This window comes from Psychrobacter sp. H27, assembly GCF_059072655.1.
The window spans coordinates 1,950,344-1,964,300 of record NZ_JCACRX010000001.1 but is presented as its reverse complement, the minus strand read 5'-3'; the positions used below and the strand labels follow the sequence as shown (position 1 = coordinate 1,964,300).

Annotated in this window: 12 protein-coding genes; 9 read left to right on the top strand and 3 right to left on the bottom strand. The window is 43.6% G+C overall.

Features of this window, described 5'->3' with window-relative positions:
* Nucleotides 1–44: 44 nt before the first annotated feature.
* The gene (locus AC5JPY_RS07970) at nt 45–368 is read right to left on the bottom strand and encodes a chaperone modulator CbpM (RefSeq protein ID WP_493843991.1); all 324 of its coding nucleotides are present in this window, start codon (nt 366–368) and stop codon (nt 45–47) included.
* Between the two features lie 98 nt (nt 369–466).
* Entirely contained in the window at nt 467–1,486 is a 1,020-nt protein-coding gene (locus AC5JPY_RS07965) for a DnaJ C-terminal domain-containing protein (protein WP_493852333.1), read from the bottom strand.
* A 680-nt stretch (nt 1,487–2,166) separates the two neighbouring features.
* Between AC5JPY_RS07965 and AC5JPY_RS07960 the strand changes: the two genes are divergently transcribed.
* Nucleotides 2,167–2,529 carry a septal ring lytic transglycosylase RlpA family protein gene (locus AC5JPY_RS07960; RefSeq protein ID WP_319050774.1) on the top strand — a complete coding sequence of 121 codons (363 nt, stop codon included), beginning with the start codon at nt 2,167–2,169 and terminating at the stop codon, nt 2,527–2,529.
* A 74-nt stretch (nt 2,530–2,603) separates the two neighbouring features.
* On the opposite strand, the gene AC5JPY_RS07955 is transcribed toward AC5JPY_RS07960, so the two are convergent.
* Entirely contained in the window at nt 2,604–4,625 is a 2,022-nt protein-coding gene (locus AC5JPY_RS07955) for an ATP-binding cassette domain-containing protein (protein ID WP_443524980.1), read from the bottom strand.
* A 734-nt stretch (nt 4,626–5,359) separates the two neighbouring features.
* On the opposite strand from AC5JPY_RS07955, the gene erpA reads away from it, so the two are divergent.
* The 8 genes from erpA (at nt 5,360) to AC5JPY_RS07915 (ending at nt 13,930) form a co-directional block, all read left to right on the top strand.
* Nucleotides 5,360–5,740 carry an iron-sulfur cluster insertion protein ErpA gene (gene erpA / locus AC5JPY_RS07950; protein WP_057757666.1) on the top strand — a complete coding sequence of 127 codons (381 nt, stop codon included), beginning with the start codon at nt 5,360–5,362 and terminating at the stop codon, nt 5,738–5,740.
* Nucleotides 5,741–6,098: 358 nt separating this feature from the next.
* Nucleotides 6,099–7,673 (top strand): glutamate--cysteine ligase, encoded by a 1,575-nt coding sequence (gene gshA / locus AC5JPY_RS07945; protein WP_443524979.1) that lies wholly within the window; start codon nt 6,099–6,101, stop codon nt 7,671–7,673.
* A 124-nt stretch (nt 7,674–7,797) separates the two neighbouring features.
* Nucleotides 7,798–8,325 carry a disulfide bond formation protein B gene (locus AC5JPY_RS07940; RefSeq protein ID WP_443524977.1) on the top strand — a complete coding sequence of 176 codons (528 nt, stop codon included), beginning with the start codon at nt 7,798–7,800 and terminating at the stop codon, nt 8,323–8,325.
* A 453-nt stretch (nt 8,326–8,778) separates the two neighbouring features.
* Entirely contained in the window at nt 8,779–9,423 is a 645-nt protein-coding gene (locus AC5JPY_RS07935; protein WP_443524976.1) for a copper resistance protein NlpE N-terminal domain-containing protein, read from the top strand.
* A gap of 325 nt (nt 9,424–9,748) precedes the next feature.
* The gene (gene mpl, locus AC5JPY_RS07930; RefSeq protein WP_443524975.1) at nt 9,749–11,236 is read left to right on the top strand and encodes a UDP-N-acetylmuramate:L-alanyl-gamma-D-glutamyl-meso-diaminopimelate ligase; all 1,488 of its coding nucleotides are present in this window, start codon (nt 9,749–9,751) and stop codon (nt 11,234–11,236) included.
* Nucleotides 11,237–11,625: 389 nt separating this feature from the next.
* Nucleotides 11,626–11,880, top strand: coding sequence for a GlsB/YeaQ/YmgE family stress response membrane protein (locus tag AC5JPY_RS07925; RefSeq protein ID WP_319050780.1), 255 nt, complete (start codon nt 11,626–11,628; stop codon nt 11,878–11,880).
* A 206-nt stretch (nt 11,881–12,086) separates the two neighbouring features.
* Nucleotides 12,087–12,641, top strand: a complete 555-nt coding sequence (gene def / locus AC5JPY_RS07920) for a peptide deformylase (protein WP_319050781.1) — start codon at nt 12,087–12,089, stop codon at nt 12,639–12,641.
* 113 nt (nt 12,642–12,754) lie between these two features.
* Nucleotides 12,755–13,930 carry a type III PLP-dependent enzyme gene (locus AC5JPY_RS07915; RefSeq protein WP_319050873.1) on the top strand — a complete coding sequence of 392 codons (1,176 nt, stop codon included), beginning with the start codon at nt 12,755–12,757 and terminating at the stop codon, nt 13,928–13,930.
* The last annotated feature ends 27 nt before the right edge of the window (nt 13,931–13,957 follow it).

Below are 13,957 nucleotides of genomic sequence, written 5' to 3'. Positions count from 1 at the left end.
GGCCTTTGAAAGGCCCTTTTTTATTGAATACTACCAGTAAATAACTACTTTATACTGTCTATATCAATCTCTATAACTGGGGTTTGCAGCTCTGTTTGACGTTTGAGTTGGCGTAGCTGCTCAACTTCATCTAATAACTCAATAATTAAACCAATAGCAGGTACACTGGCTTCAAAATCACGACTCAACCGTGAGGCGCGGCGTACGGTCGTCAACTGATAACCAGTGAACTGTTCGCGCTCTGGCACATCATACTCAATAATATTTTCTTCGATTAATTCAATGACCCATTGGCGCTCTTGACCACAGGCCGTGACTAGCTCATCTAAACTCATGATAATGTCAGTAAATTCAGTCGAGTGTTTCATAGCTATTATCCTCGTTTGCTCTATTTCATCGTTATCCTAGTCATCTCTACGCGCAGCTTATCATTGTAGTGGTAGATGACTCTCATCAAGGGCGTCGTTTAACGGTTGATACTAGTATCAGCAAAGGCTTGCTTGAGCTGTTCATACGCATCGGTGGCCTTTTCGCTACTGATATCAGGATTGACAATATTTAAAGTTAAGTACAAATCGCCTGATTGTTTGGCAGGAATACCCTTACCCTTTAGACGCAGATTGCTACCTGATTTGCTGTTTTTGGGCACCGTTACCCCAAGCGTGCCCGCTGGCGTGTCGACATTTATTTTTTCGCCCAGTGCCGCTTCCCATGGTGCAATATTTACGGTCTGATAGACATCCGCGCCTTCTATTCGGATATTGGCATCGTGGCGAATTTTAACCTTTAAAAACAAGTCGCCATTTTTACCATGACTGCTACCAGCAGCGCCTTGTCCAGCCAACCTGATCTGCTTACCATCCGTGATACCCTTTGGAATTTTTATTTTTAGGGTTTTGTTGTCATAGTCGACGTTGCCATTAGCTTGGCGCACAGGGACATTTAGCTTGATGCTGTAGTCGTCACCACTATATACTGAGGATAAATCAACCGTAATCTCGGCATGTTGATCTTGGCCTTTGCTATCTTGCGTACCAAAATCACCACCAAACTGATCAAATCCACTGCTTTGAGAGCGACTACCCGTTTGCCCACCAGCTGATCCACGCGCGCCGCGACCGAACGCTGAAAAAATATCATCAAAGCGAAAACCACCATCACCAAAAGCCTCACCATCACCAAACTGGCTTTTGATATCTTCCCAACGAAACCCGCCTTGCCCCCCACTACTCTGTCCACCAAAGCCACTTGCGCGGCTTTGATTTGCAAATGGATTGTTTAGCATCGCGTCATACTCAGCGCGTTTGTCTTTGTCTCTGATGGTCTCGTAAGCGTTGTTTATTTCTGCAATTTTATTGTCCGCATCGGGATGATCGCTGACATCAGGATGATATTGACGAACGAGCTTACGGTATTTCTTTTTGATATCAGCATCTGAAGCATCTTTTTTGACCCCTAAAATGTCATAGTAGTTTTTCTCTGCCATGTTATTTCCCTCAAAATAAAAGCATATTAGTGATATCGGTTTACCAGTTTTGAACGATAGGTCATAAATGACCACTTAATATTGGTATATTGTCTCTTTCTAACTTACCTTTTATGGTAATAATAATAAAGACAAACACCGTTATATAAATATTACCAGTCATGGCGCAAAGTGATGCTGAAACTTTATGATGCAGATAAATAAGTATTTTTACTCTGGGCTCGATACTTTTTAATTGATAAATATTTTTTATAAAGCGTTCGGAAGAGTATTTAATTTTTTATATTAGTGGCCTAGAAACATTATAGAAAGGTTTAGTTACAATTAATGGTCAGTGTTTTGATAGGTATAAGCCACTTTAATAATGCTATATCGATAGTACTTGTATTTATATATTACCTATTTGCATTGTATTATCCAGTCTCCAGTATTTTGTCAGCTTGTTTATGAGAACCAATCTCTATTGCGTCATATTAAGTCTTTTTCATATCAATTTTTCTTGCCAAAAACGTATTTTTCTCCTTAAAAAACAATCATTTGACCTGATGAGTTTTTTACACAGTAGTAATAATATGACAAGCTATCTCTTGTAGAATCCCCTCATTATTCATACTCATAGGGAGTATAGATAGCGTAGGCAAGAGCATCTGTCTATTTTATTAATTGCTTATAGGTATTAAATGTCTTATTTAATCAAGTCTTTGGTTGTCGCGTTATCACTATTGCTGAGCACTACGGTTTTTGCTGGTAATACCAGTTACTACGGTAGTAAGTTTCATGGGAAGCGTACAGCGAGTGGTAGTATCTTTAATATGAACTCTTTAACCGCTGCACATCGCACGTTACCGTTCGGTACGAAGGTTCAAGTAACTAACCAAAAGACAAAGCAGAGCGTGGTCGTAAAAATCACTGATAGAGGTCCATTCATTCGTGGACGCATCCTTGATTTATCGAAAGCCGCTGCTGGTCAAATAAACTGTAAACTTTGTACGACCACAATGGAAGTACTGTCTTACGGTGATGGTAAATACCGTAAAGAATGATGTCATAGTCTAAAAAAAAGGGAGGGCTAACGCCCTCCCTTTTTTATTGTTCACTGTTAAGTATTCAAAGCGGTTTATGCAAACCTACTTTCCATTTCTTCTAATGTCGTCATCGATAGCAACAGTTTTTCTTCATTATCACTATGCTGCTGTTGTAGCGCCGTTTGCTCATTTAACAAAACCAGCAAGTCAGACTTACGGCTCTCTTCATATAGAGTCGTATCAGCCAGCTTTTCCTCAAGCGTCACGAGCTGCCCGTCAATTTTAGCTAGCAACTTCTCTGTGTCCTCTATCTCACGGCGAATAGGCGCTGTCAATTTGCGTTGTTCAGCAGCGAGCTTACGCTGTTCTTCTTTACTAAGTGCGGGCGCTATCGTTTTGCTTTTTGAGGAGTTGTCAGCTGCTTTATTACTGACTTGGCTATTATCTGTTTCACGTGAAACAAACTTCTTACTCTCTTTTTTGCTTTTCTTTTTATGGTTACTCTTCTCTTGTGTGCTTTCTTGCTTACGCTTTTCAGCCAGCCATTTACCATAGTCGCTGATATCACCATCGAACTCATCGATTTTGCCATCATGTACCAGATACAGCTCGTCACAGACATTGGCAATCAGCTCACGATCATGCGATACCAGTACCACGGCACCTTGGAACCCTTGCAGTGCAATGGTCAATGCTTGGCGCATCTGTAAGTCCAAATGGTTGGTTGGCTCATCAAGTACGAGAACGTTGGGACGCTGCCAAACGATCAACGCCAATGTCAGACGCGCACGCTCACCACCAGAGAACAGCTCACTTGGGGTATCAATACGCTCACCGCGAAAATCAAAACTGCCCAAAAATGAGCGTAACAATGCATCGGAGGTTTTACCTGCTAGGCGACGCAGCATCTCTATAGGCGTGGCTTTGGCGTCCAAGATATCCATTTGATGCTGGTTGAAATAGCCGAGCTTTAGAGTATCTGAAACGCGGTAAGTCCCTGTCAATACGCCAAGCTCACCGACTAACGCCTTAATCAATGTTGATTTGCCCGCGCCATTCATACCCAGCAAGCCAATACGCGTGTCTGGCGTCACTTGCATGCTGGCATTGTGTAGCAGTGGCGTCTCGCTATAGCCAATGTCTGCATGAGTCAGCTCAATCAGTGGTGAGCTCATATTTGCTGGCTCATAAAACTGAAATGAGAATGGATTGTCCGCCATCATTGGTGACAGCTCTGACATACGCTCTAGCTGTTTGATACGGCTCTGTGCCTGCTTCGCTTTACTGGCTTTGGCACGGAAACGACGAATGAAATCATCTAAATGCGCCTTGGTCGCTTCTTGCTTCTCAAACGCTTGCTGCTGCTGCGCCATACGCTCATGACGGGTACGAATGAACTGCTGATAATTACCGGTATAAAGGGTGATTTTTTGCTGCTCGACATGCAGGATATGACCAACTGTCGCATCCAAGAAAGCTTGGTCATGCGAGATGACAATAACCAGACCCATGTAAGCATTGATCCATGTCTCAAGCCACAAGATAGCGTCTAAGTCCAAATGGTTGGTTGGCTCATCGAGTAACATCAGATCAGCGCGGCTCATCAAGGTTTTGGCGAGATTCAAGCGCATACGCCAACCACCAGAAAACCCTTCTACAGGCAGCTCATGCTGGCTGGTATTAAAGCCAAGACCTGCCATAATTTGAGCGGCTTTGGTCGGCGTACGATAGCCATCAATTTCATCAAACTGCTGATGCAATACGCCAATTTGCTCATCACTGACGCTGCTTAAGTCATTAAGTGCCGCATTGATTTCATACCACTGCTCATCACCGCTGAGTACATAATCAACCGCAGACTGCGTCGTCGCGCCCACTTCCTGCGCCATATGCGCCACTTGCCAGCTATCAGGAATACTGACTTCGCCTCTATCCAGCGTGACTTCGGTATCACCTTTGCCCATCTGCGTCAGTAATAGTGCAAACAAGGTCGACTTGCCGGTGCCGTTGTTGCCCGTTAAGCCAACTTTGTGACCTGGATGGAGCTGAAAGCTTGCACCTGCAAACAATTCACGACCATCACGGCGAACACCAACGTCTTTAAATTCGATCATATAATTTCTTCATCTCAGCAATAATATAAATATAGGGCAATAATAAACACACATAGGGTATGCCAACTGGCGGCTATTATTTCAAACGCTTGCCCCATAGGCAAACAATTAAATAACTATTTCAAAACTAAGCATTTATTATGCTAATAGCTTGAGGTTCGATAACCAACTATTGATCGCTCAAATACCGAGTAGCATTATAAAGATTGCTATTATAAAGGTTATGAACACAATGCGCCTATACACAGACAGCGAGCATCAATACTGCCTAGTAAGCGTTATACATTCTAGTACTGTCTAATAGTGCTTTATACTAGAGCATGTCCTCACTCTAAAAACAACGATGAAGACACGATAGATAGAAGCCCAACAAGGAAAATAGCACAGACAATATCAGTATATTAATCCATTATTTATGGTGACCAATGATGTGATTAGCACACAGTGAATCGTGTCACTCTTGACAAACGAATCCGTACCCCCATTATGATATACTGCTAAAAAATAAGCGCTTAATATAGGTATATAGCACCAGTGCAGGATATAAGCGCCCAGTATCTATAACGCATTGTGGCAGCGCAAATACCCTTTTAAAGCAGCTTATAATGCATTACTAGTTTTGACATAACGACAGCACCCAATCAAATCAAACGCCGTGCGTATCTTTTTTTGCAATCATTTTATTGCAAACCCAAACAGGACGACCGCATTTGATCCTAGCAACTGAGGTAGATATGAACGAATCAGCCAACCAATTTAGCCCAAGCTCAAGTCAGCCAGTAGACCCAACCGTATTGAGTCTAACTGATAGTGCTGCCCAAAAAGTACGCCGTCTGCGCGAAGAAGAAGGTGATAGCGATCTGATGCTACGCGTCTATGTGACTGGTGGCGGTTGCTCTGGTTTTTCCTATGGGTTCAACTTTGCCAATGATCTAAACGAAGACGATGCCAATTTTGATAATGGTGATGTGACCTTGGTTGTCGACTCACTAAGCTATCAGTACTTGCAAGGGTCTACTGTTGACTATACCGAAGGATTAGAGGGTGCTCGTTTTGTGGTGACCAACCCAAACGCAACCACTACTTGCGGCTGCGGCTCGTCATTCTCTATTTAAACTGCCTGTCGTTTTAGCACTATGGCCTAAGATCCTTAGTGGGCGCGCTAAAACAGTATGGGGTGATTTAGAGCATAACGGTCAAAGCATCTATCTACACGGTAGATGCTTTTTTTATCACTCCCAAGTCTATCTGATAAAACTGGCTAGTATGAGTATGAGCGAATTTGGCTCTAAATACTGAGAAAAACTTCGATAAATCATCTCTCCTAAAGCTTATCGTATTTGTAATTGTCCGTGGTTTTCAATACGGCTTTGAGCTAAACTGACGGGATTATTGACCTAACATTTACCTATTTTATGGACAAACGCCCATCGTGTTTTGATCCGCCATAATAAATAACAATAGATGACTATTATGAGTAATTTTACGAGTAGCTTTGTTAACTTTGACATTCCCAACTGGTTCGATAGCCAGCACCTAACAGGTATGCTTCGTGGTATCGAAAAAGAAGGTCTGCGCGTAAAGCCCGATGGTTTTTTGGCCCAGACACCGCATCCAGCCAAATTGGGATCAAAACTGACCCATCCTTTTATTACCACTGACTATTCAGAGAGCCTACTCGAGCTCATCACCGAACCAAAAACCTCGCCAAAAGAGACCCTAAACATGTTGCGCCAGCTGCACGTGTTGGTATATCAGGGGATGCCTGAAGGTGAGCTAATGTGGCCTCTATCTATGCCCTGTATGTTGTCATCGAAAGATGAAGACATTCCATTGGCTGATTATGGCAGCTCTAACACAGGCAAGCTAAAAACCTTATATCGTAGTGGTTTGGGTATTCGTTATGGTCGCCGCATGCAGACCATCGCAGGTCTACATTACAACTTGTCTTTTGGTGATACGCTCTTTGAAACGTGGCAAGCGCAAACCCCAACGGCACAAGACCAGACACTGACAGAGTTCAAAAACGAGAAGTACTTAGGACTGATTCGTAACTTCAAGCGCCTAACCAGCCTTGTGCTATATTTACTGGGCGCTAGCCCAAGCGTGTGTCCTTGTTTTGTAGCAGGGCGTGAGCATGATCTCGAGTTGCTCAATGACTCGACCTACTACAAGCCTGCTGCGACGAGCCTGCGCATGGGTAAGCTTGGCTACACCAATAGCGTGCAAGAACAGCTAGATATTCGTTATAACTATCTGCCAGAATATGTCGCTGGGCTACGCCGTGCGATTCAAACGCCGCATGACAGCTTTTCTAAACTTGGTTTAGAAGACGCTGATGGTAATCCTGTCCAAATCAACAATCATATCCTCCAGATAGAAAACGAATATTACAGCCCTATTCGTCCTAAACAGATTGCGTTGAGTGGTGAGACACCGACCGAAGCGCTTGAACGTCGCGGTATCGCTTATGTTGAGTTTCGTGCGATTGACCTTGATCCTTATAGCGATGTCGGTATCCGTCTATCCAGTGCTTGCTTCTTAGAAGTGATGGCGCTCTACTGTCTATTCAGTGAGTCGCCAGACTTGCTTCCTGAAGAAGAAGAGACACTCGCTATCAATCTTGAGCGTGTGGTCAATGAAGGTCGCCGCGATGATTTACACATTATCAATAATGGTCAAGAGCAGTCACTAGAGCGTTGGATGCTCACGCATTTGGAGCGTATGCAGCCCCTTGCCGCATTGTTAGATGCTCACTACGGTGGTAATGACTACCGCGCAGCAGTAGCATTGATGCAAGGCAAGGCAGGACACTCTGAGTCGACCATATCTGCGCAAGTAAACTCAGATAGCAAACGTTTGGGTAGCCTATGGCAGCTTGGCTTTACTTTGGCTCAGCAGCATCGTGACTCTCTGTTGCAACAAACACTCAGTCCGAATACCCAAGCAAAGTATGAAGTATTGGCAGAAAAATCTGTTCTACAACAAGCTGATATTGAAAAGTCTGAAACAGAAGACTTTATGGAATTTTTGCAGCAGTATCGCTAAGTTTTGATTACTGAGTCTTTATGACTGAGTTCTGATTGATAGGTTCTGATTACTGAGCTCTGATTACTAGGTTCTGACTGCTATCCAACATCTATTGTAGATGACTATATAAGAGTAACGCACTATGCGACACCTGACCACTTACCGTAACTTGCAAGTATTTTTGGTGATAATGGCCATAACAGGCATGAGTTTTGCGCTGTTTTACTTGCAGCGGCATCTTGGACTATCCCCTTGTCCACTCTGTATTTTTCAACGTATTGGTCTGATGGTCATGGGCGGTTTTGCCTTACTATCAGCGTTGTTCAATCCTAAGTCTAAAGTTGTCAGGCTGCTGTTATGGCTTGGTAGCTTGGCAGGTATTGGCTGGGCGACTGCTGTTGCCGCGCGCCATGTATGGTTACAACATTTGCCTGCCGACCAAGTTCCTTCATGTGGTCCGGGTTTGGACTATTGGCTTGATACCCTGCCTATCTTGCAAGTATTCAAAGAGGTGTTTGCAGGCTCTGGTGAATGCGCCTCTGTCGATTGGACATTTATGGGGTTGAGTATTCCTGAGCAGTCCTTGATTTTGTTTAGTGTACTCCTAGTGGTACACGGGTTGATCCTATGGCGTATCGTACGACCTACCCATAACGCTCGTATCGCTTAGTAATTCATCAAAGCACTCTACTACTTTATAGCTAATGTTTTTTCTAAACAGACATTCATACTTTGTTATGCAATGTCTGTTTTAACTTATGTCATTGTTAAATATCTCTTATTAGCTCTATTAGAGCGATCGACAGATGCAAAACTATATTCTTTTATCTAGCACATATAATAAGCACAACAAAAAGTCTACAGAGATATTCCTAACCCTTTGATATCTTTATACAGCTTATTCCATTAGTCGTTAGCCCTTATAGCTCAATTGCTTTAGAACGACAGGCTATCTGCATCTCGATGAGCAGATGACGTTCTCAAGTTCCTAAGTTTATTTTATCGTTAAACTTGTATTCCCCAATGTCGATTAGTTTCGATAACGGCATTATATTGTCAATGGTTTGGGGTTTCGATAGTAAGGGTGATTTTTTAGAAACACTATTTAAAAACTGTTTTTGGTATGACAATGATATCTCTTGCACCCATTCGCTCTACTACACTTACTATTATCAAACGCTGGCGTCTACCTTTGTTGGCGATACCGCTGTGTGCGTTGTTGGCCAGTTGTGATAGCGCCTCATCTAATGCTGACCAAGACATGATGACCAAAATTGGCTCTGTCAATACATCGGATACGACTGAACCGCAAAACGAGCCAGAAGAGAGTGACGGCACCTCCCTATCAGATGCCAATAGTAACTTGAGCGAGTCTACCGAAGGGCAATCGCTTATTGCCGCTGCCCAATCAAATAATGATGCAAAGATAAAACCATCGACACTGTATTCAAAATCGAACAGCAGTACACTGCAAGCAACATTAATGGGCGATTATGGCGGTATGGTGCCTTGCGCAGACTGCGACAGTATTGATGTCACATTGAACTTATTTGCTGACGGTTCTGTACTGAAAGCCAGTACCTATCACAATCCAGAACGACCGCGACCCCCTCTGCTTGAATCTGGCGTTTATCGTCAAGACAATGACAAAATCACCATCGTATACGAAGACAAGAACATCGAGTCCTATCACATCCAAGACAACCATTTGATTTTGATAGATGAGCAAAAGAATCTCAATAACGACTATACGTTGTCACGTAAATAATCATCAACGCAAATAGTCACTAATAAAGCGACGTAAGCAGTCATCAATAGACTCAATATCAACAACCTATCTTTTTAAATAGGTAAGCCCTATTCAACATCTTTTTGAACGAGTCATATTTTTTCAGCCACATAACGCCTACTTGTTGGGCGTTTTTTATTGGTCATCGAACAACGTTTACTTTACAATGATTGCTGCTCTGCCACACTGCTATAGTGGCAACGCCTGATCAAAGCACTAATCCTTACTGATAGCGGCTAAGCACTCCAAACCTTATTATTCATTAGCTGTCTATCTCCTTTATTCAAGCTCGTACGGAACGTCTATGCATATTCATATCCTTGGTATTTGTGGTACTTTTATGGGCTCGCTAGCGTTGTTAGCGCGTGAACTTGGGCATACTGTTACTGGTTCAGATGCCAATGTATACCCTCCTATGTCTACCCAACTTGAAAATGCTGGCGTCACTATCGAAGAAGGTTATCTCGTAGAGCATCTGCAACCAGCGCCAGACTTAGTCGTTGTTGGTAATGCAATGAAACGTGGTATGGATGTGATCGAGTACATGCTAGATAGTGGTCTGCGCTATACCTCAGGTCCACAGTTTTTGTCCGAGCAAGTGTTACAGTCCCGTCATGTGATAGCCGTCGCAGGTACTCATGGCAAAACCACCACGACCACTATGCTCGCTTGGATACTGCATTATGCTGGTATCGATGCAGGGTTTTTGATCGGCGGTGTGCCATTGGTCGATACGACTGATGAGCACTTGCAGAAGGTGTTTGCGCATAGTAGCTATCTGGGCGCAGAAACAACAAACGATGACACTACCGTTCCTTCTGGTTATTTTGTTATTGAAGCCGACGAGTACGACTCTGCGTTTTTTGATAAACGTTCAAAGTTCGTCCATTACCGCCCGCGTACCGCTATCTTGAACAACCTAGAGTTTGATCATGCTGATATTTTTGCAGACCTTGATGCTATTCAGACCCAGTTTCACCACATGGTGCGCATGATTCCAAGCACAGGTAAAATCATCATGCCTGCCGCGACTATCAGTTTAGAGGACACCTTAGCAAAAGGGGTCTGGACGCCTATCTGGCGTACGGCGGTTATCGACTCTACTACGTCTATTTCAAGCACAGACGACACCCTAAAAGACAATAGCGAATGGCAAGCTGAGCTTATTCGCGAGGATGGCAGTCAGTTCCAAGTAAGCTTTGCAGCTGACAAAGAAGCAACTGCTATCGTAAATTGGTCGATGAGCGGTATTCATAATGTCAACAATGCCTTGGTTGCTATTGCAGCAGCCTACAACGTTGGCGTGAGCGTTTCTACTGCTTGCGCTGCATTATCCGCCTTTGCTGGTATCAAACGCCGGATGGAGCTAATCGGTGATGTAAACGATATTCTCGTTTTTGATGACTTCGCCCATCACCCAACCGCTATTACAATGACCTTGGACGGCGCCAAAAAGAAACTGGCTGACAGACGACTTTGGGCGATTATCGAACCGCGTAGTAATACGATGAAAATGGGTATTCACCAAGACAGCTTGGCTGAGTCAGCTGCTCTCGCTGACTATACGTTATGGTACGAGCCTACGGGACTAGAATGGGGTCTAAAAGAAGTCATCGAACAGTCCTGCACTGAAAGTGACTCTATTGGTAACCAGCAAGTGATGTCTAGCATCGATACCATCATCGAACATATCACTACCCATGCACAGGCAGGCGATGCCATTGTCGTCATGTCCAATGGTGGTTTTGAGGGCATTCATCAGCGTCTGCTCACTGCACTGCGTAATGACTAGACGATTACCCAAAGATTAGACCCCGTATTTATTATAAAAAGCGCAGCCGTTTAGTAGACGAGCTGCGTTTTTTTATTCCGGTTCACTTATCCCGGTTCACTTATATGAGCCTTTCTAAATGAGCTATTCTAAACAAATTGCCTCTAAGTAAGCTTTTTTGAACACACTTCTCTCTCGTAACTTGCCATTATTTCTTTCTGTTAGCACCACGGCTACCTTTGTAACCTTTCGTTTACTTATTACCCGTACGTAATAGCAAATCAGACTTTTTTCTCACATAGCCCCTACACAGGTAACATTTCGTGCTTACTTTTGTGTCTGAGGACTGTTTACAATGGAGTCATCAAATTAACGACATATTATAAATATTAATAATTTAGGAGAATAACATGAGCTTTATTTGGATGATTATCGTAGGTCTAGTCGCAGGTTTATTGGCACGTGCTATCAAGCCAGGTAGTGACCCTATGGGTTGGATCATGACGATTGTATTAGGTATCGTCGGTGCTATGCTAGGTGGCTTCATTGCAGGCTTGATTGGTATTAATGCGGATGGTGGCTTCACTGGTCTTATCTTCTCAGTAATCGGTGCCATTATCTTGCTATTCTTGTATGAAATGATTGTAAACAAACGCCGTGCATAATTGCTGCACATAGTTAGCAGTCACACGAAACACTCAAAGAAGCCTCGCAACAAGCGAGGTTTTTTTGTATCACCAAACATCAACCTCTCTATTCTATAGACTCATAGAACCTAATATGAACGGGAAAGTATTGATAAGCATTACTTTTGTCCCCATTTATCTTATAATATCAACCCTATTTTGTCCCTATCATTGAGGTGAGCGTTATGGCACTACTCCCTATCTTAAGTTACCCAGACCCGCGTTTGCGCACGATTGCCAAACCTGTCAAGGAAGTGACAGCTGAAATCAAAACCTTAATCGCTGACATGATCGAGACGATGTATGATGCTCAAGGTATTGGCCTTGCTGCTAGCCAAGTCGATCGTCACATTCAGCTTATCGTCATGGACTTGTCTGAAGACAAAACTGCTCCTAGAGTATTCATCAATCCAAAAGTCACGCCCTTGGTAGATGACAAAAAACCCTATGAAGAAGGCTGCCTATCTGTGCCCGACGTCTATGACAAAGTAGAACGTCCTACCAAGGTACGCATCGAGGCTTTGGATGGTGAGGGTAACGTCATTGATGAAGAAGTAGAAGGCTTACTTGCTGTCTGTATCCAGCATGAAATGGATCATCTAAATGGTGTGATATTCGTCGATTACCTCTCTCGTCTAAAGCAAACTCGTGCGCGTGATAAAGTTCGTAAAGTCGTCAAAATACGTGAAAAACAAGAAGCTCAGGCGGCTGACAAGCAAGCACAAACCCTCAACTCTTAAATTTCTTATCCTTAATATCGTCTCGCCTAACGTAACTGTGACTCTATAACATTCACGGTGTGGCGACGTTTTTTGTTGGGTATTGTTTTTACTAAAGGTTTATTACTATGACAATGATCAAAATCGACCAATATTTTGAACCTGCCAGCTGGCAGAAATTTACCAAAGCTGCCGAAGGTCGTGAGACCCCATTTCTGGTGGTAGACCTTAGTCGCATAGAAACAAAGTACCACGAAATGGTCAGTCTATTTCCGACTGCCAAATTGCACTATGCAATGAAGGCCAGCCCTGCGGTAGAAGTCATCAACTTATTAGCAAAGCTTGGTTCAAACTTTGACTGCGCGTCAATCTATGAGCTTGATCGAGTGCTAGACTGCGGTGTTGAGCCTTCTCGCATCTCTTATGGTAATACCATCAAAAAAGCCGAACACGTCAAATACGCTTTTGAAAAGGGTATCGATCTATACGCTACCGACTCAGAAGCTGATCTCAAAAATATTGCCAAACATGCCCCAGGCTCTAGAGTGTTTGTTCGTATTTTGGTTCAGGGTTCAGAGACCGCAGAGTGGCCACTATCGCGCAAGTTTGGCTGTCACCCTAATATGGCCATTGATTTGTTGGTTCAAGCACGCGAGCTGGGTTTGGTACCGTATGGCATCTCATTCCATGTAGGCAGTCAACAAAAAGACGTGGCTGCATGGGATGATGCATTGGCCAAGGTCAAATATATGTTTGATTGGATGAAAAACGAAGAAGACATCAAGCTACAGATGATCAATCTGGGCGGCGGTTTCCCAACCAACTATATCAGTGAAGTCAACCCGATCAAGGTTTATGCCGAAGAGATTACCAGTTACTTAACCGATGACTACAACGCTGAAGAGATGCCTGAAATCATCTTGGAGCCAGGTCGTTCATTGGTTGGTGGCTCAGGTGTGCTGGTCAGTGATGTCGTGCTTATCTCGCGCAAATCAGATACCGATTTGACCCGCTGGGTATACACGGATGTCGGTCTATTCCAAGGTTTGATCGAGACGCTAGGCGAAGCCATCAAGTATCCTGTCTATACGCCTAAGATGGAAACTTCAACCAGCGAAGGTACCGTCGTACTGGCAGGCCCAACCTGTGACTCAACCGACATTATGTACGAAGAAGCTGGTTATCAGCTGCCTCAAGAGCTTGAGATTGGTGACAAAATCTACTGGCTCACCACTGGTGCTTATACCAACTCTTACTCATCAGTAGAGTTCAACGGTTTTCCGCCGCTCGAAGTGGTTTATATTGACTAGCCTTCAAACCTGTTGTCCATAAAAAAG